Below are 19,721 nucleotides of genomic sequence, written 5' to 3'. Positions count from 1 at the left end.
ATAAACATTAAATATATTTTTACTCCTTCCTGATTCATTTTCTACCTTAGGTGGCTTCGCTCAGCTCAAAAAAAAAGCTCATTCTTTTTGCTACCCCTTATTGTGCCTGCCATTTAACTACTGTGTAGAGATTGCTCTCAAACATAATGTTCGTACGTTAGTATATCCTTCCTGTGACACCAATTGATATAATTCTACCACAAATTCAATTTTTTAGGAGGCACATATGAATTTCAACATCTTTCAAAGAAAAAAAAGCGCAGTATTTACTAAATATTCTGCTTTGCAACTAATGATGGAGCCAAGTTGGAGTAAGCGTGATTATGTAAGTTTTGCTGAGGAAGGTTACATAAAAAATGTTATTGCCTTTCGAGCAATCAATATGATTGCAAGTGCTGCATCTTCGGTACCTCTTACTCTCTGCCAGCTTACTGACCAGGGAAAATCGCAACTAAAAGCCCATCCATTACTGAAATTACTTTATTCTCCTAACCCAATGACATCAAAATCGGAATTTATTGAGGGGATTGTAACTTATCGGTTAGTTAACGGCAATTCTTATATATTGATGGTTGAGTCGCAGAACAATAGAAAACCACCAACAGAGCTTTATCTTCTGCGCCCCGATAGGGTTGAAATTGTTCCAGGGAGAAATAACGTTCCTTATATCTATCGTTATGCCATAAATAACAATAGTTATGACTTTAAAGTTGATAAACTAACTGGATGTTCAGCAGTGTTGCACCTAAAGACCTTTAACCCTTTGAATGATTGGTATGGGTTATCACCAATTGAAGCAGCCGCGTACAGTATAGATCAACATAATCAGGCGGGTGCTTGGAATCAAGCGATGTTGCAAAATGGGGCAAGACCAAGTGGTGCAATAGTTGTGAAATCAGCGAAAGATGGAAGTGGTGGAAGTTTAAGTCAAGAGCAGTACCAACGCTTAAAAGAGCAAATAAATGATCATTATTCAGGTCCTGTCAATGCTGGAAGACCGATATTGCTTGAAGGAGGCTTGGAGTGGAAAGAAATGAGCTTATCGCCAAGGGATATGGATTTTATTGAGTCCAAACACAGTTCAGCCCGCGATATTGCCCTGGCTTTTGGTGTCCCGCCGCAGTTGCTTGGCATACCAGGTGATAACACTTATAGCAATTTAGTCGAAGCACGCTTATCCCTCTGGGAACAGACGGTTTTACCAACGCTAGAAAATATTATCTGTCACCTGAATTCTTGGCTGACACCAAGATTTGGTGAAGATCTGTGCTTGTCGTATGACAAAGATGCAATAGAAATTCTCATGGAAAAGAGACAAAAGTTGTGGAAATACGTAGAAAATGCAAGCTTCATGACGCTCAACGAAAAAAGAGAAGCATTTGGCTTGCCACCATTGCCAGGTGGTGATGAGTTAGGTTAAGTTTGTATCCGTTCAGATGAGTTCATTGTCCCCTAAACCGTACGCCTAAGTAAATCAACCATTTCTCTTGCTAACTAAAGCGGTGAAGATTTGGTCTACATCAAAACTCATCTTAGGACGCCAAATAGGGCCATCCAAATGCATATCGATATAGATTGGATTACTATAACCTGGTGGTATGAAAAAGAACCTGAATATAGAATTTAAAGTGAAGTTAGATAAGGTTAAATTAGAAGAGATTGACCCTGATGCTTGATCAATCCCGAATTGTAAACCAGTTGAACATATACCACTCTTAATACTTGCTTTTCCGCTAATATTTTCAAAAAATGTCTTGCCATTATATATATCAACATAAGCAAATGTGGAAATTTCAGATTTATTCTTACTGCTTAACAAATTAGTGATAAATGAATTAAAATCCACATTAGTAAATTCTATTCCCTGCGCTTGTAAATTTACATCTCCTGATAAGTTACTAGCCCAATCATGAAAACTTTTTCCTTGAGTTTTGATTTCACCATTTAAGCTTACCTGACCATTTACATTGTCAATTCCTATAACCTTACCAATCTTTTTAGTGTCCAAATTTACAATAGAAAATCTTGTATTCATTGAATCTGATCTTAAATAACCCTGAAAAAACACTTGCCCGTGTTCTAATACGTAACTTGCCTGCCTGATAGTGATAGTGTTGTTTCTCATTACCGCATCCAAATTAAAATCTTTCAAAACATTCTGCTCGGTTTTAAATTCTGTAGTATTGATTTGCACATTTGCATCAAAGCCTTTTTTGTCATCCAAAAAATCAAGCTGCTTTGTTGACCATTGAATTTGATCTATCTCATTTCTTGAATTTCTTTTTACCTCTACTAAATTCGGTAATTTAAAGATATTTCCATTAAATTTACTGCCCGTGAGGTTCACATCTAATAAAGGTTTGGCGTATTTTTGATCTACTAATATTTTTACATTACCGGTAATATCGAAATCTTCTCCAGATAGTTTTATTTTATCTGCAACTAGCTTACCTTTTTCCATTTTTAGCAAAAAATCTAAATTTTTAATTTTCGTATCATTCAATGTAAGGTTATTAACACTGGCCTTTATATTTGCATCATACTGAAAATTTTTCAGCCATTGCATTTTAGATAAACTGCTAAATAATGAATGATCATATTTATCTGCATCAAGATTATGCATGCTAAATTCACCATTGATCACATTGTGTTTTTTTGTGTGGCTTACTCTAATTGACCCTTGCAAGGATTCCTTATTATTTAGCAGTCTAATGTCTGAGATAGATAATATTCTTGGTGCAAGGTGCAGTTTAGAACTTAGTGTAAATTGATTTTTCTGGTTTTCTTTCATCTTTATAGAAGGGAAAAAACATGAAATGAACGACTCAAAATCATTTCCTTCTACTAACAAATCACCGTTGAATTCAGATAGGGCATTATTGTTTGAGATCTCTCCTGATAAATAAGATATATTATTGATTCCAGGAAATTTGAGAAGCGTATTAACTTTTACTTTGCCATCAGTGGATTTTAGTACAGCACGGAAATTGTCCAATATTTTGTTTTGATATTGAATGTTAGAAGCTTCTATATTAAAATTTAAGCTCAAGTTCTTTGGCACAACTGCTCTAAAGCATTCCAGAAGGTCTTTTATATTTGTTGTTTTTTGTGAATTGTCTTGTATGGAATCTAAGTCAACTTTACTGAAGCTAATATTGAGATTAGTGTGATCGCCTTTTCTATCATTTTGTATTGTACCACTGGCTTGCATGCTTTTGGAATCAATTTTTAAGTCAGTTGCCGTAAACTCACTTTCATTAAGACTTATATTGGATGATATCTTGATATTTTCGCTAGGAATAACACAAGAGAGAAAGCTAAGATTAATGATTTTTGCTAAATCACTCACAGAACCGGAACTGTTATTAATTGTTAATGTTAAATTACCCTGGAGTTCTTCTTGATTTCTATTACCTGTAAATAGCAAATTTACAAAATTTGATTCAACACTAATGTGTACATTCTTTTTTGTGATATCAACCTTTCCTGAAAAATCGTAATTATTATCACCTACCTTTACTTTACCGGAGAATTGCCTATTTTTTTTTACAGCAACCTCCTTTATGTTAACAATATCAGCGAAATCACTCTTAAAACTTACTTGGCTGTCTTTTATTACTATATCGACTGTGTTACCACTGGCTTTTGTATTTATAATATTAAGTAAATTTTCTTTGTTGCTTTTCATACCAAACAATGTGATTGACTTTGGTTGCAACGAAAATAAAAACAACGATAGGAGTGACGGTTTTACCTCAATTTTTCTTACACTAATTAAATCTGACAACTTTTGCTCTTTATTTTCGTTGTATTGTATATATACATTATAGATAGTGAGCTTTGGGGTAATCAATGAAACTTTAACTTTCCCTCCAATATGCACTTTAGCATCATACGTCCTCTCCAACTCTTTTATGATATATTTCCTGTAGCCACTCCAATCCTTAAAAGTTGCAGCAACGTGCATGAGAATTAATAGCAACGAGATTGATAATATGGCGTATAAAGAAAGTTTCATAGTAGACCTCTCATTCCAGCATCCTTTCGTCTTGTCATCCCAGTTCACCTTTTTCCTGTCATCCCAGTGCTTGACACTGGGATCCATCTTATTTTCATCATGGACATTATTTCAGCGTATGCTCCTAGAATCTGTTGTCTATTGCATAATTTGCAAATATTTTTATATCTGGATCCCAGTGTCAAGCACTGGGATGACACCATTTGTTGTACCTTCAGATTACATTTATACATGTTTTCAAACTTCCTCTAAAAGTTAAGTAAAGAGTACCAAAATAAACAATAACACTCAAAGCTATTAAAGTCGTTAAATAAACAATACGAGCCAACATTTTATCAAAAAATAATCCTGCCGATAAGGAATTAGCAACATAAAGAACTATTGACATAACTACCGTTGCTACAAAAATTTTCATGACATTTAACAATAACGCTTGGCTAACCTTATACATTTTATTTATTGTTAAATAACTAATTAATAGAATGGAGTTTATCCAAGTGGAAACGGAAGTAGCAATAGCAATCCCCGTATGCTGATACTCGTTCATTAACAAAAGGTTTAGCACTACATTAATTCCAAGGCACATTAGCGAAAATATGGTTGGTATTTTCAGATTGCCTTTAGCAAAAAATGTAGGTAGCAATACTTTATTTATAATAAATGCAGGTAAAGAAAAAGAAAATGCTATTAACGTGGGAGCAGTTTGTTGCACTGCATAATGATCAAACCGGCCGTAAGAAAAAAGCGTAAGTAAAATTATGTCGGGAATAATGATAAAGGCAGCAGTTGTTGGCATAATTAACATTAATCCTATGTTGAGAGCCTTGTTCTGTATTTTGACTATATTTTCAGTATTATTCACCTGTTTTGAAATTAAAGGAAGAAGCACTGTACCAATTGCAGTACCGATTATTCCCTGCGGTAGTTGATTTAGTCTATCGGCATAATACATATAGGACACCGCATTTGGTATAAAACTCGCCATGATTGTATCGATCCATAAGCTTATTTGAGTCACACAATTGTTGATAATTGCAGGTATCACACGCTTAAAAAACAACCTTACTTCATTGCTTAATTCAAGGCTAAAAGAAAAAGCTGCCTTTAACTTGTATGCACTAAACAGTATCAGAAGTAACTGTAAAATCCCTCCGATCAGCACAGCTATAGAAAGGTTGTGCGCTGGAGTTTTTACGTAAGGCACAAACAAACTGATGATTAAACAGAGATTCAAAACAATTGGTGCAATAGCTGTTGAAGCAAAATGCTGCTTTACTTGCAGCATTCCACCAATAAGTGATGCAATTGACACAAAAATTATGTAGGGCATCATAATTCTTGATAAAGTAACAGTAAGGGTAAACTTACTTTGGTCAAATCCAGGAGCAAAAATTTGAATCATATAAGGGGAGAAAGTTTGCATGATAAGGCAAAAAATTACTAAGATAATAAACGTAATGGATATTACACTACTTGCAAAATTAAATGCCTTCTTATTATCATGTGATTCTGCTGAGTATAACGGTATGAATGAGGTAGTGAACGCTCCTTCTGCAAAAAATGCTCGAAATAGATTGGCAAAACGAAACGAAGAAAAAAATATGTCTGCAAGAGAGTTCGCACCAATAACCGTAGCAATCAATACATCTCTTATTAACCCTGAGATCCTTGAAATAGCCGTAAAAAAACTAAATGTGAAAATACTTTTAAACATACCACTACTTCATTAGTGTCAATACGATCAACTATAATGGTAAAAGTATCAATGAAAATATTTATTGGCTAAACTTAAAACCCTCTGCAAAAGGAGAGTTAAATAATCAATTGACTATTTGCGCTCGTATGTTAGATATTTTATATCTTGGCGGGCGTAGCTCAGTTGGTAGAGCGTCAGTTTGTGGTACTGAATGTCGCCAGTTCGATCCTGGTCGCTCGCCCCACTAAAATTTTCTGCTTGACGGAGATATGAACAAATGGTAATATATCAAATTAATTAGGGAGGTTATATGGATGACGGCACTAAAAGTCTTTTAATGCTTTGTGGCGCAGCATCGGTAATAGGTGCATTTACAGGTCTGGGATTGAGTTTTACAGCTTTATCACCTTTGGTTATAGGTGGAATTGTTGGCTCCATAACTCCAGCATTGATTGCAGCTTTCTGTGCAGTAGTTTTGCTATGTAAATTTTGCACAAAGGATCCTATTGAAAAAGACAATAAAGAAAATATACTCCTTTTTGTTATTGGGACACTTGCAAGCGCTGCAATTGGAGTTGGCCTTGCTGCAGCCGCAACTGCTATTTTTCCTGGCGCAATGCTTGGGATGGAATCTGCAGCTTTAGCAGGTGCAATAATAGGAGTAATAGCGCCAATTGTAGGGATATTAGCAACACAATGTGTAATATTTCCAATAGCTGAAAAAGTAAATGAATATATCATCTCTCCTATAGTTGAGTGTTTTTCTTCAAAAGAGAAGGGGTATGGGCCAGTTTAAACTAACCAAGTAAGCTTTTCTGTTATTCCAGTGTGCAGCACATAGCTGCGCGAACATTTGTTTACAAAGTCAGTATGTTAAGTGTTATAGCCGGTTTTGCCTCAAACACAAAGGGGTGTCATCCCAGTGCCCAGACACTGGGATCCAGAAATTTTATTAAGTTGGTAAGCATAAAAGTAGCCTTTTTATGTTAAAATACAACGTTTTGATGATTATGAAAAGGCTGGATTCCAGTGTCAAGCACTGGAATGACAAGAAGAGGACACTGGGATGACATTATAGGGGCACTGACTACCTGCCACACAAATTACCTGCAAACTGCAATGTTTGTACAGCTGTACGTTACGTGCTGGCATGACATCATTTGTCGTGCGAATTACCTTAGCAAAAACGAATGTGCGTATAGTTGTATGTGCAGTACGGAGTAACAGGAGAGGTATCACTATAAAATTTGACATTAACCGCTGATAATCGGAATATTAGAGAGTAAGAGTTACTCAAGAAGGCATGCATAAATATGACGTAGTGGTAGTAGGTGGTGGTCATGCAGGGTGCGAAGCGGCTGCTGCGGCAGCTCGCCTTGGTGCAAATACGCTACTTATAACCCACAAAATTTCAACTATAGGAGAGATGTCTTGCAATCCAGCAATCGGAGGAGTTGCAAAGGGTGTTGTAGTTAGGGAAGTTGACGCTCTTGATGGAATAATGGGAAGAGCAATCGATCAAGCAAGCATACACTCAGTCATTTTAAATAGCAGCAGAGGTGCAGCAGTATGGGGACCACGTGCACAGGCAGACCGAAAATTATACAAGCAAGCAATACAGGAAATCATTCTAAATTATAACAATTTGACGGTAAAAGAAGAGTCAGTTGACGATTTTCTTATAGAGAGTAATAACAATGGAGAATTGTACATTAAAGCTGTAATAACAAGTTCTGGTGAAAGTATACTAACAGGTAAAGTTGTTTTAACTACGGGAACTTTCCTGCAAGGTGTAATTCATATAGGAGAGCAAACAACTCCTTCAGGGAGAATGGGAGATAAGTCTGCCGTAGAACTTGCAAATACGTTGAAGAAATATAATTTCAAATTAGGTAGATTGCGTACCGGAACTCCGCCAAGACTTGATCGTGGCACTATAAACTGGTCAATATTGCAAGAACAAGTGGGTGATAATCCACCTGTGCCGTTTTCTTACTTAACAGAAAAAATTAACCAACCCCAGGTACCATGCTTTATTACCCATACTAATGAAAATACGCATAAAATAATTCGAGAGAATCTTCACAGGTCAGCTTCCTCATATTTAGATGACATTGTTGCACCAAGATACTGCCCATCCATTGAAATTAAAGTTAATAAATTTGCAGAAAAAAATAGTCACCAAATATTTCTAGAGCCAGAAGGGCTTGACGATAACACTATATATCCAAATGGAATTTCAAATTCATTGCCTATTGAAGTGCAGCGTGAAATGATAAATAGTATCAAGGGACTTGAAAATGCAGAAATATTAAGATCTGGATATGCGGTTGAATACGATTATATTGATCCACGAGAACTAAGCCATACTCTTGAAACTAAGAAAGTCAAAGGTCTATATTTTGCTGGCCAAATTAATGGCACTACTGGATATGAAGAAGCAGCAGGGCAAGGAATTATCGCTGGAATTAACGCAGCACTTTCTGCATCTGAAAAAAAAGAAAGCTTTGTTCTCCATCGTACAGATTCGTATATCGGCGTAATGATAGACGATTTGGTCACCAAAGGGGTGATCGAGCCTTATAGATTATTTACCTCACGTGCAGAATATAGGCTAGCTATCAGGTCAGACAATGCAGATAGAAGATTAACACAAAAAGGTTATGATATTTCCCTTGTTTCGCATGAGAGATACTCTGTTTTACAGAATAAACTTGAATCCATTAAGCAGCTTGAAGAGAAGTTAGGGAGTCTGATGATTACTCCTGAGCAGCTTAGGTCTTATGGTATCAAAATATCTTATGATGGGATAAGAAAAACGGCACTAGATTTACTTAGCTACCCAAACATCGACTGGAATAAATTACAAGAAATATGGCCGGAGTTAAGCAGCGTCACGCGCTGGAATGGCAAAATGGGACACACCAAAGCGGATAATGCAACTAAGAATGAAATATGCGAAGCGGTTGAAATTGAAGCAAAATACAAACCTTATCTAATAAGGCAAGAAGCGGATATGAAGTTTTTACGAGAGGAAATCAATACTCAAATTCCAATCAACTTCAACTATTCACAAGTTAAAGGCTTGTCAAGTGAAGTAATAGAAAAGTTGCAGATGATAAAACCAGCAACAATTGGCATTGCAAAGCAAATACAAGGCATCACTCCCGCAGCAATAGTTAGCATATTAGTGTACCTTAGGAATAAGAAAACGAAAGTAGCTGCTAGTTTTGCGTGAGGTATTCCATGTCAAAAATCGAAGAATTTCGTTCTTTTATGCACGAAATAAACGTTGACGCATTTATGTTGCATACTAAAGATGAATATTTAAATGAGTATTCAGAGGAGCTAACTAAGTTATGTGGCTTCACAGGAACAAATGGGCTGCTTATTGTCACAAAAAACAACAAGTGCCAATTTTTTACAGATGGACGCTATATCACACAAGCTCACAATCAGCTCGATCGGGGCAATTTTCAAGTATATAATATACAAGAAGAGGATCCACGCGAATGGATAAAAGCAAACTTAACATCGACTGCCTCACTAGGTTATTATTTGCAATATTTTACCATAGAAGATATAAGAAAGTATGAGAATATCTGTAAATTAATACCCTGTTTAGCTGGAAAAAAAAGTGACTATCGAAAACAAGCAGTGGTTTTACATTCTATTAAATATGCTGGTGAAAGTAGCAAGAATAAATGTGAAAAAGTCGCTAAAAGCATAGATAAAGAAGCTGAAGCAGTGCTTTTAACCGATCCAAATTCAATTTCATGGTTATTAAATTTAAGAAATGAAAATGCTAAATATACTCCATGTATATTGGGCCGTGCTATATTGTATAAAAGCGGTAATGTTGATTTGTTTATTCAAGATAAAAAACATTCGACTATAGAAGCAAATTTAGATAACCATGTAAATATTTTTGATATTAGTGAGCTAGAAAGTTCGCTGTGTAAGCTAAATTCAATAGTTATAGATCCAAGCACAACTCCAATGAGTATCATGGCTGTAATAAAAGATAAGCAGGTAATTGAAAGAGAGGATCCTTGTCTAATTTATAAAGCAGTAAAAAACCAAACTGAAATAGCTGGGGCTATAAATGCACACATCAGAGATGGAGTGGCAGTTACAAATTTTCTATATTGGCTTGAAAGTAATGTTGGTACAGAGCTTGAAGCTGAAGAGAAACTCTTAGAATACAGAAAAGAGCAGAATTTGTTTAAGCAACTAAGTTTTCCAACAATTTCAGCATTTAATGAGAATGGAGCAATAATTCACTATCGTGCAAGCAGTAAGACGAATAAGGTAATTCAGAAAAATGGACTATATTTGATTGACTCTGGTGGCCAATACCTTAATGGCACAACCGATGTGACAAGAACTATAGTAGTTGGTAATCCGACCAATGAGCAAATAACCCACTATACAATAGTGTTGAAAGCTCACATTGCTGTAGCAAGTGTCATCTTTCCTTCTGGCGCTACTGGTGGAGAATTGGATATATTGGCACGTACGCATTTATGGAAATTTGGAATGGACTATATGCATGGTACAGGGCATGGAGTAGGAAGCTATTTATCAGTGCACGAAGGACCACAAGCAATATCAAAAAGTAATAAAGTAAAATTAGTACCAGGCATGATACTATCCAACGAACCTGGCTATTACATTCCGGGAGAGTATGGAATAAGAATTGAAAATCTGATGTATGTTGATAAACATGAAAAAGGTTTCTTAAACTTTAAACAACTGACCTCTATTCCATATGATAGAAGGCTAATAGATGTGCAAATGCTTACTAAAGATGAAATTGAATGGATAAATGGCTACCATCAATTTGTCTATGAAAACTTAGAAAATAGCGTTAAAGATAAGGAGTGGTTAAAGAAAGTATGTGACCCTTTATAAGCAAAGGAGCATTTTTTATTGTTTAAAAAGTATTAATGCAATTGTGATAGGTATTTTGTATTGTTTTTAATTTAAAAACGATATATAATAAAGAATACGTATTTTAAGGTAGGCATATTATGATAGACAAAGGACAAGAAGATGAATTTATGAAGCAGTATATGGATACTTGCAAAGAGCAAATGGAAAAATTAGCCAAGGATCCTGAATTGCTTAATCAGACTTTAAAACCATTTATGCAAATGTCTCAGCAGCTTATGGCTGGCGGTATGTTAGAAGGGGCTATGCCTGGCATGATACCTGATTTGGGCAGTATGGATGTTAACAAGATGATTGCTCAGATGAAGGAAATGATTGACTACATAAGAGGTAACTATAAGGAACTAATGAAAGAGCGCAGCTTGCAGATTCAAGAGCTCGATGAGTTCAGTAAAAAGCTAAGAGGCTTAGTTAAAAAATTGATAGAAAAGATCGAAAGTAAATAAATAACATCTGGATTTCTGTCATTCTATGTACAACTTTCTAGTTGGGCGATAAGTCGAGATCAATTATTGATGTCATGCAAGTAGTGTGACTACTTGCATGGCATTATTATACCAATTTCCGTAAATAAATAAGGTACATTGCTTAAGGCTGTAGCTATAGATAATAAGGCATTCCTTCTAGTTTGTTTTCTTATTTCTGAGATTTGGTATCAGCACGATTGCACATGGGTTTTTACAAATTTGAAAATTAGTGTTAGATAAAAATATAAATGCAAAAGGAAAAGAGATGATTAAACTTAAAGGCCCAGAAATTTGTGCAGGCGGAAATAAGAAAAATTTGATTGTTTTTTTACATGGTTGGGGCTCAAGTGGCGATAATTTCATTCACCTTGCTAAAGTTATGAGCAAGTTTTTACTGGGTTCATATTTTGCAGTACCCAATGCTCCGTTTGAAAGAGAAATAGGTGATGGTTATCAGTGGTTCAGCTTGGAAGATCGTAGTGAGGAAGCGCTATATAATGGAGTAAAAAATGCTACATCAATTGTAAATCATTTCATTGATACAAAATTAAAGGAGCTTAATTTAAAAGATACGCAACTTTCTTTAGTTGGATTTTCTCAAGGAGCAATGCTTGCAATACATACAGCTCTCACCCGCTCTCAATCCTGTGCATCAGTTGTTGCATACTCTGGTAGGTTTCTTTCACCTTCAAAAACTGTACCAGAGATCAAATCAAAACCTAACATATGTGTTATCCATGGTGATGCTGACGACGTGGTACCTTTTTCGTCCCTCGACTTAGCGGTTAAAGCTCTGAAAGAAAATGGAGTAAATGTTGAAGGACACCCAATTCATGCATTAGGGCATATTATTAATGAAGAGGGAATAAAATTAGGTATAGAGTTTATCAAGAAAAATTTCAGCAACTAACTTCTATGCACTTGTTTTGCTTTGGTTATGGATATGTAGCTAAATTTTTATCGAAAAAACTACTGAACTTAGGTTGGAAAGTCAGTGGCACATCAAGAAGTAAAAATATACAAAATGTAATCCTCTTTAATTATGAGAAAGTTAGTCAAGATCTGCTTAAAAGCGCAACGCACGTTTTAATTTCTATTCCTCCAGATGGTGATGATGTTGTGGAGAGATACGGTGATTGTCTGCAAAATATCAAATGGTTTGGTTATTTGTCTGCAACTAGCGTCTATGGTGATCACTCTGGTAATTGGGTGAATGAGGAATCTGAAACACAACCTATAGAAATCAGAGGAGAAAAACGCCTTAAATCTGAAAAGAAGTGGCTGAATAGCAAACTGCCTGTACATATTTTTCGTTTAGCTGGAATATACGGTCCTGGTAGGAACGTGTTAATTGACTTGCAGCTTGGCAAAGCAAGAAATGTGAAAAAGGAAGGGCATTTTTTTTCTCGTATTCACGTTGAAGATATATCGAATATTCTATTTTCTTCCATGCAAAACATAAAACCTGGTGAAATATACAATTGTGCAGACGATTTACCCACTACACAATCTGAAGTGGTAATGTATGCGACCAAACTTCTCAATGTTAGCCCTCCAGAGCCAATTGAGGTTTCTTCCTTACCAGATTATGCACAGAGTTTTTATTTAGGATCAAAAAAAGTAAGTAATGTTAAAATTAAAAAAGATCTTAATGTCTCTCTAATTTATCCTAACTACAAGGTGGGATTAAAGAGTTTGCACGTAAAAAAAACTGAAATCACATTAGAATGATAGATAGGCCTATTGCTTAGTTCTGTGATTGTGTCCGTTCAGACGAATGTTCTCTAGGGAAGATTGTGGAGTATTCGTTGCAGCATTTGGCTGTTCAATTACGCTAGTTGATTCTTTAGGTATACTATTTCTTTCAAAATTTCCATCTCGTATAGCTTCCCAAACACTTTTTCTTCCTAAAAGACAGCTTTCTCCTAAATTTTCCCCCTTATCTTCTAACTCGTTAAGCCTTGCTTCGCTCTCCTTATCAATCTTTACTTCTATTTCATTACTATTTTTCTTAGGATTTAGATGAATACTGATTTTTCCTGCTTCACTATCAAAAGATAATGTTACACCTTGCTTACAAACATCCAGATAATTTCTTTTTCCGTTGTAGCTTTCAACTCTTACTATACTTTTCCCAATTTGCAGTATACCAACTCTTAAGTTTAAACCTTCATTCTTTTCATTGCTTAGGATTTTTGCAACTTCAACAATACTATCTTGTGGATATTCTATATAAAAACATCCATTATCTATCTCTACTTCTAATTCATCCTTTTGGGTTTGCTTATTTTTGTTTACAATACTTTCATATGCTACATTTTTTAGATCGTTTTCAATTTCCTTACATTCCGCAAAGAGATCATTGACATAATCAAAATCAGAAGTTACATGTCCTAGCTCACCACCATCGAAAAGACCTCTTTCTACTTTCCCACCTTTTAACAATAAATCCCTAATGGTGTTTCTTATGATGTCTAAATTACCATCTTCCAGTGCTTCATTCGTGTTGTCATCATCTTGATCTTCATTGTTACAGGAAACATCCTGACCTCCAAATGCATGCGCTTTACTGCTAGGGCATAGGCCTTCATTCTTAATAACATCTATTATTTCTTCAAATATCAAATTTGTTACAGTTCTATAACGATCACCATAACATGAATTTAGTCTTATCCCTTTCCCTAAATATTTATTTGTTATGTCTCGAACAAGCCTTAAAGCTCTTCCTTTGTTTTTTTCTTTTTCCACCTTTTTCATCTCCTTACAAAATTCACCAATCAGCTTACTTTCACTTGTAGTTAATGGTATTTCTAGATCCATTAAAAGTGAGCCATCTTCCAAAAAATAAGAATAATTTACTTTCAACATTTTGTTGATTATCATCATCGGCAAAGTTATACTCTTGATTAAGAGAGAACTTCGTCGGATCTTTTATATTACTTTCAAAAATTTGTTGATCTATTATTTGTTGCTTTTTTATCTCATAAGTCATGTTATATAACCATTACCCATACAAATACTATAATACATAGGCAAGTCAGTAAAGAAATTTAATTTACATTACTCTACCACGATTTTGAGATAGAGCAATGAATTATTTTAGTTTTGATATTTAAATGTTTTGTATCTGCTGTAATGATTTCACTTCCAATTTGCTATTCTTTACATATTGAATTGCAAGCACTAACGCTTTACTTCCAGAAGCTGTGGTGCTGTAAGCTATATTTTGCAAAATAGCAGTTCTGCGAATATTTTTGCTGTCTGAGACTGACTTTACACCTTTTGAGGTATTGATCACTAGATTTATTTTTCCATCTTTGAGCATATCAACGATGTGGGGTCTGCCTTCTCTCACTTTATTTACAGCTTTTGCAGCAATGCCGTTATTGTTCAGATACGAAGCTGTGCCTTTGGTGGCATATATTTCAAAACTCAGTTCTTTCAACATTCGTGCAACTGGCAATATATACTCTTTATCATCATCTTTTACTGAAACCAGAGCTGTTCCTTCTGTTGGTAACTTGTATCCTGCAGCCATATGCACTTTTGCAAGTGCAGCTTCGAAAGATGAGTCAATTCCCATCACTTCTCCTGTTGATTTCATTTCAGGACCAAGTAAAGTATCAACTCCTGCAAAGCGGGTAAATGGAAAAACAGCAGCTTTAACTGCAAAATGATTGAAAGGCTTGTTTTCCTGATTCAATTTTTTACCCAAAATAACCTGAGTGGCAAGCTTTGCAACAGGAATGTTGATTACCTTGGAAATAAAAGGAACTGTGCGACTAGCCCTTAGATTCACTTCAAGTATGTATACATCACTAGACCTCTTGCATAACTCGATTTCTGAAGGCAATTTTGTCGTCAAAGCTTGTCTGCGCTCCTCAAATACATTCGAGTATTCTGTGGTGCTCATCTGCACTTTTCCTAAAAATTTCTCATCACAAACAGGTTCTGCAAGAGGTCTATTCTCTTGAACAGCAAACTGAATGTTTATCAGACCTTTCACTTTTAATGCTAATGCTATTCTCTCAGTTTGTAGCTCGATCTCTTTTATTACTTCGTCACTCAATGTATTTGTCGGTATTGAGCATGTTGAATCGCCAGAGTGGATACCAGCTTCTTCAATGTGCTCCATGACCGCTGCAATGAAAACTTTTTCCCCATCACATACAGCATCAACGTCAACCTCAACTGCATTGACTAAAAATTTATCAAGAAGCAGCGATCCGTGTTCAAAAATTTTGGTTTGATTCAAGACATACTCTTTAAAGCTCTGAGTATCGTGTCTAATCGACATAGACTGACCGCCGAGGACATATGATGGCCTGACTACTAGTGGAAACCCCACCTTTTCTGCATTGGTTAACGCTTCTTCTACTGAATGGCAGATAGAACTTTCAGGTTGTTTTAAATTAAGTTGCAAAGCAAGATTTTTAAACCTCATGCGATCTTCTGCAAGGTCAATAGAATCAAACGAAGTTCCCAAAATTTTGAAACCTCTCTCGTTAAGCACTTTGGCTAACTTTAAAGGTGTTTGACCACCTATTTGAACTATCACACCAACCAGTGTGCCATTTTCTTGCTCTTTACTTAGTATTTCAAGCACATCCTCTGCAATGAGTGGTGCAAAATATAAACGATCAGCGGTATCGTAGTCAGTTGAGACAGTTTCTGGATTACAGTTGATCATTATTGTTTCATACCCCATTTCTTTGGCGGCAGAAGCTGCATGTACACATGCATAATCAAACTCAATACCTTGACCAATGCGATTTGGACCACTTCCTAAAATGACAACCTTTTCTCGGTCAGAAATATTCGCCTCACATTCCGTTTTATTTTCAACATCACCCTCATAGCAGCCATACATATAAGCAGTGCTCGATTCAAATTCAGCTGCGCAAGTATCTACGCGTTTATAAACTTGTTTGATGCCGAATTTTTTTCTTATTTCCTCAATTTGTTTTACTCGATCTCCAGCGTGTAACGCTGGCTGGATCCCAGTGTCACGCACTGGGATGACATTAGAGGGTACTGGGATGACAGAGGTAGGTCTATTACTTAACTTTGCCAACCTTGCATCCGAGAATCCCATCTTTTTTAGTTCTAATATTTCATATGCAGTTCCAGGAAGGCCATTTTCCTTGATTTTTTGTTCAGCTAATATAATTTGCTGTATATTCTGCAAAAACCATAAGTCATATCCTGTAATCGAATTTATTTCTTCTATGCTAATTCCGTGACGCATTGCGTCAGCAGCAATCAGTAATCTGTTTGGCAGCAATTTTGCTAATTGAGATTTAATATCAATGTTCTCAGGAAATACTTCATCAAGTCCTGTAAGATCAGTTTCAAGTGAACGGAAAGCTTTCTGTAGTGACTCATTAAAAGTGCGGCCGATTGACATTACTTCTCCCACTGATTTCATGGAAGTTGATAATTCACAATTCGTCCCCTTAAATTTTTCAAACTCAAATCGAGGAATTTTAGTGACGATATAATCAATCACTGGTTCGAATGCTGCTGGTATTATTGGAGCGCAGTCGTTACGTATTTCATCGAGCGAATAGCCAATAGCAAGTTTAGTTACAACTTTTGCAATAGGATAGCCTGTTGCTTTTGAGGCAAGTGCAGAAGAGCGAGAAACCCTTGGATTCATTTCAATTACAACGAGGCTTCCATCTTCTTTAGGATTCACTGCAAACTGCACATTTGCACCACCGGCACTAACATCAATTTCTCTCAGCACTGCTATAGATGCATTTCTCATCTGTTGGTATTCTGCGTCACGTAGAGTCAAAGCAGGAGCAACCGTGATACTATCCCCAGTGTGCACCCCCATTGGATCAACATTTTCTATTGAACACACTATTATACAGTTATCCTTGCAGTCACGGATAACTTCCATTTCATATTCTTTCCAGCCGATAATTGATTCATCTATCTGAACTTCATTTATTGGCGAAATTTTGAGAGCACTTTCTACGATATTGAAAAACTCCTCTTTATTATATGCTATGCCGCTACCTGCACCGCCAAGAGTGAATGATGAACGGATGATTGCTGGTAATCCAATGTAATCCAAAGCCTTTTTTATTTGTTCTTGATTTTTTATAATGACACTTTTGGGGTATTTTAGCCCTATTTTATCCATGGATTGGCGAAATAATTCCCTATCTTCTGCTTTTTTTATTGCTTCTCTATTTACTCCTATTAATTCTACGTTGTATTTGTCTAACACTCCATCATCTGCAAGTTTTATTGCGCAATTGAGTGCTGTTTGCCCGCCCATTGTTGGCAATATTGCATCTGGCCTCTCCTTAATTATGATTTTCTCTATGATTTCAGGCAGTACCGGCTCAATATACGTCGCATCAGAAAACTCAGGATCCGTCATTATAGTTGCAGGATTGGAGTTAACCAAAATGACTTTATAACCTTCACTTTTTAATACTTTACAGCTTTGCGTTCCAGAATAATCAAACTCGCATGCCTGACCTATAACTATTGGGCCTGCTCCTATTACTAATATAGATTCTATATCCGTGCGTTTTGGCATAATTACAATAACGATTTTTATTCAAATAATGTTACCAATCTTTCCTATAAATGTGAATTTTTATTAAACCTATTAGCTAACTACTTTTAGGCTTGACGCATAACTGTACGAACATTGTGATTTGCGTGGCAGATTCCAGTGCTTGACACACAGCTGTACAAACATTCATTTTTGAAGGTAAATTGCACAGCAAATGATGTCATTCAAGTAGCTGACACTGGTTCCTTTATGACGGCAGTGCCCAGAGGTGTCATCCCAGTGCCCAGACACTGGGATCCAGAAAACTTAACTTTAAATAAGTGGCTGCATAATAAAGACTAGATTCCAGTGTCAAGCACTGGAATGACACCATAGAGGCACTGGGATGACATCCTTCCTAGTGGAGATTACTCTCAAATCACAATGTTCATACAGTTGTGGGCTTAACGGTATCTTTGCAGATACTATGGTAATTTATTCGAGAGATTTGCTAAGCGGTAAGATTTTTCCTGATGTGCTGCAGTCTTCAGAAGCTAATTCCACAAATTTATCTGTTAGTTTATCAGGTGACACCAATTCAGATCCAGGAAATGCCTGCTCACTACCCACAGGTCCTTCCGTGTATACAGCATTTACACATAATTTTGTATGTTTTGTCTCAGATGCATATATCTGCACCATTATTTCTAGTGCAACTTTACTCGCAGCATACGGCATCCAATATGGATAAGAAGAAGGAGAAAGTGTCACCTCTGAGGTCATGAATATCACTCTTCCAGCATTAGACTTTTTTAGCATTGGATCTAAGTTTTTTAGTAAGTACCAATTGGCAGTAAAATTTGTATTCATTACGTTCTGTAGCTCTTCAATCTCACAGTCGTGAATAGGGTTCAGTTTGCCTGAAATTCCAGTACACGCAACTAATATATCAAGCGCTCCAGATTCTGATAATTTCAGGCTTTCTATCATGTTTGTCAGTATCTTTACATTCTCAAAGTCTAAAAGATCAAGCTGAATTAGTTTCACAGAGCCTTCTTTAAATTCTTCAAGCTCTTCAATTTCATTATATAGTGGCTTGAGATTATCAAGAGATCTTGAAATCAGAATCACACATGCACCTTCTCTTACAAACCTTTTTGCAACAGCAGAGCCTATTTCACCTGAAGCCCCGGTAATTAAAGCTACTTTACCTTCTAACTTACCCATTTCTTTTTCCTTAGCGAGATTCATTGAAGTATTTTAGCTGAAAATTAAATTTTGCTCCATATATAAAAATCAAACTTAGCATATAAAAAAATAGTAATGACACTACCATACCACCTAAACTTCCATATATCAAATTCAGTTGATCAAAGGAAGCTTTTAAGTATTGCTTGAAAGCTGAAGCGGAAATCGTCCAAAGAATAACAGCCACACAAGATCCAGGAAAGACATCTGATAAATTTTGTTTTATGTTTGGCAACATAAAATATAGCCAAGAGACTACTGTGAAAAGTACAAATTCAATGAGCAGGTATTTAGTATAACTTAGCCCCTGATAGGAAAAATCAATTAGCATTGGCACTAATGTAGAGAACGCTATAGTTAGAGTTATAATAAGCGTGATCACTAAAAATTGTAATATACTGAGTACCCTTCTCCATATATAAGGCGGCGAAACCGGAATTTTATAAGCTTTGTTCAATACTGTTCTTAGCCCTTCAATTGTTGACGAGGCGGTCCAAACAGCACCTACAATTGCTAAAGTTAGTAAGCTTTGCGGCGGGCCTGATATTATCTCTCTGATACGCGGCATCAAAGATGCCAAAATATCCTGTGGCATGTTATCAATGATAAATACCCAGCCAATGTTATACTGGTCTAAGAAATTTGCGAATGTTGACGCCACAGCCATTAAAACGATGAGAAAAGGGAATATTGATAACAGAATTAAAAATGATAAATACCCTGCATGCTCCACTCCATCATTATGAATTGTGTCAATCAAAGCACGATAAAGGCAATAAACGATGCTGTAAAATTTCTGTAGCACTGTAATATAAACGAACC

16 protein-coding genes and 1 tRNA gene are annotated in these 19,721 nt (G+C 36.0%); 10 read left to right on the top strand and 7 right to left on the bottom strand.

Annotated elements, in window-relative coordinates:
• The first annotated feature begins 226 nt into the window (after positions 1–226).
• Positions 227–1,420 (top strand): phage portal protein, encoded by a 1,194-nt coding sequence (locus ABWU69_RS07880; protein WP_265034821.1) that lies wholly within the window; start codon positions 227–229, stop codon positions 1,418–1,420.
• Positions 1,421–1,474: 54 nt separating this feature from the next.
• On the opposite strand, the gene ABWU69_RS07875 is transcribed toward ABWU69_RS07880, so the two are convergent.
• Genes ABWU69_RS07875 through murJ form a run of 3 tightly spaced genes read right to left on the bottom strand, consistent with a single transcriptional unit; the run spans position 1,475 to position 5,732 of the window.
• The gene (locus ABWU69_RS07875) at positions 1,475–4,018 is read right to left on the bottom strand and encodes an AsmA-like C-terminal region-containing protein (RefSeq protein WP_265035716.1); all 2,544 of its coding nucleotides are present in this window, start codon (positions 4,016–4,018) and stop codon (positions 1,475–1,477) included.
• Positions 4,019–4,062: 44 nt separating this feature from the next.
• On the bottom strand, positions 4,063–4,251 hold the full coding sequence (locus ABWU69_RS07870) for a hypothetical protein (protein ID WP_265034819.1): 189 nt from the start codon (positions 4,249–4,251) through the stop codon (positions 4,063–4,065).
• Positions 4,233–5,732 (bottom strand): murein biosynthesis integral membrane protein MurJ, encoded by a 1,500-nt coding sequence (murJ, locus tag ABWU69_RS07865; RefSeq protein WP_265034818.1) that lies wholly within the window; start codon positions 5,730–5,732, stop codon positions 4,233–4,235. Before murJ ends, ABWU69_RS07870 begins: the two co-directional genes overlap by 19 nt.
• A 150-nt stretch (positions 5,733–5,882) precedes the next feature.
• Between murJ and ABWU69_RS07860 the strand changes: the two genes are divergently transcribed.
• The 8 genes from ABWU69_RS07860 (at position 5,883) to ABWU69_RS07825 (ending at position 12,865) form a co-directional block, all read left to right on the top strand.
• Positions 5,883–5,958: transfer RNA gene (locus ABWU69_RS07860), tRNA-His, on the top strand.
• 66 nt (positions 5,959–6,024) lie between these two features.
• Positions 6,025–6,510 carry a hypothetical protein gene (locus tag ABWU69_RS07855; protein WP_353285159.1) on the top strand — a complete coding sequence of 162 codons (486 nt, stop codon included), beginning with the start codon at positions 6,025–6,027 and terminating at the stop codon, positions 6,508–6,510.
• A gap of 233 nt (positions 6,511–6,743) precedes the next feature.
• Entirely contained in the window at positions 6,744–6,938 is a 195-nt protein-coding gene (locus ABWU69_RS07850; RefSeq protein WP_353285158.1) for a hypothetical protein, read from the top strand.
• 79 nt (positions 6,939–7,017) lie between these two features.
• Positions 7,018–8,952 (top strand): tRNA uridine-5-carboxymethylaminomethyl(34) synthesis enzyme MnmG, encoded by a 1,935-nt coding sequence (gene mnmG, locus ABWU69_RS07845; protein ID WP_265034814.1) that lies wholly within the window; start codon positions 7,018–7,020, stop codon positions 8,950–8,952.
• A gap of 8 nt (positions 8,953–8,960) precedes the next feature.
• Positions 8,961–10,628 carry an aminopeptidase P family protein gene (locus ABWU69_RS07840; protein ID WP_353285157.1) on the top strand — a complete coding sequence of 556 codons (1,668 nt, stop codon included), beginning with the start codon at positions 8,961–8,963 and terminating at the stop codon, positions 10,626–10,628.
• A 119-nt stretch (positions 10,629–10,747) separates the two neighbouring features.
• Positions 10,748–11,113, top strand: coding sequence for a hypothetical protein (locus ABWU69_RS07835; protein ID WP_353285156.1), 366 nt, complete (start codon positions 10,748–10,750; stop codon positions 11,111–11,113).
• Positions 11,114–11,399: 286 nt separating this feature from the next.
• Complete coding sequence (locus ABWU69_RS07830; protein WP_353285155.1) at positions 11,400–12,044, top strand: alpha/beta hydrolase; 645 nt, start codon at positions 11,400–11,402, stop codon at positions 12,042–12,044.
• 5 nt (positions 12,045–12,049) lie between these two features.
• Positions 12,050–12,865, top strand: coding sequence for an SDR family oxidoreductase (locus ABWU69_RS07825; protein ID WP_353285154.1), 816 nt, complete (start codon positions 12,050–12,052; stop codon positions 12,863–12,865).
• A gap of 9 nt (positions 12,866–12,874) precedes the next feature.
• Here ABWU69_RS07825 and ABWU69_RS07820 read toward each other — a convergent pair whose 3' ends face one another.
• Together ABWU69_RS07820 and carB are read right to left on the bottom strand one after the other, a co-directional pair.
• The gene (locus ABWU69_RS07820; RefSeq protein ID WP_353285153.1) at positions 12,875–14,026 is read right to left on the bottom strand and encodes a hypothetical protein; all 1,152 of its coding nucleotides are present in this window, start codon (positions 14,024–14,026) and stop codon (positions 12,875–12,877) included.
• A gap of 220 nt (positions 14,027–14,246) precedes the next feature.
• Positions 14,247–17,693 (bottom strand): carbamoyl-phosphate synthase large subunit, encoded by a 3,447-nt coding sequence (gene carB, locus ABWU69_RS07815; protein ID WP_265034731.1) that lies wholly within the window; start codon positions 17,691–17,693, stop codon positions 14,247–14,249.
• 138 nt (positions 17,694–17,831) lie between these two features.
• Between carB and ABWU69_RS07810 the strand changes: the two genes are divergently transcribed.
• Positions 17,832–18,014 carry a WPE palindromic element domain-containing protein gene (locus ABWU69_RS07810; protein WP_264705490.1) on the top strand — a complete coding sequence of 61 codons (183 nt, stop codon included), beginning with the start codon at positions 17,832–17,834 and terminating at the stop codon, positions 18,012–18,014.
• 132 nt (positions 18,015–18,146) lie between these two features.
• Here the strand turns inward: ABWU69_RS07810 and ABWU69_RS07805 are convergent, their stop codons facing one another.
• Entirely contained in the window at positions 18,147–18,902 is a 756-nt protein-coding gene (locus ABWU69_RS07805; protein WP_265034730.1) for an SDR family oxidoreductase, read from the bottom strand.
• Complete coding sequence (locus tag ABWU69_RS07800; RefSeq protein ID WP_265034729.1) at positions 18,889–19,704, bottom strand: YihY/virulence factor BrkB family protein; 816 nt, start codon at positions 19,702–19,704, stop codon at positions 18,889–18,891. The genes ABWU69_RS07805 and ABWU69_RS07800 overlap by 14 nt, the downstream gene beginning before the upstream one ends.
• Between the last annotated feature and the right edge of the window lie 17 nt (positions 19,705–19,721).

The organism is Wolbachia endosymbiont (group A) of Beris morrisii, assembly GCF_964028185.1.
Classification (GTDB): Bacteria; Pseudomonadota; Alphaproteobacteria; order Rickettsiales; family Anaplasmataceae; genus Wolbachia.
This window is presented reverse-complemented; position numbering and strand designations above follow the sequence as displayed.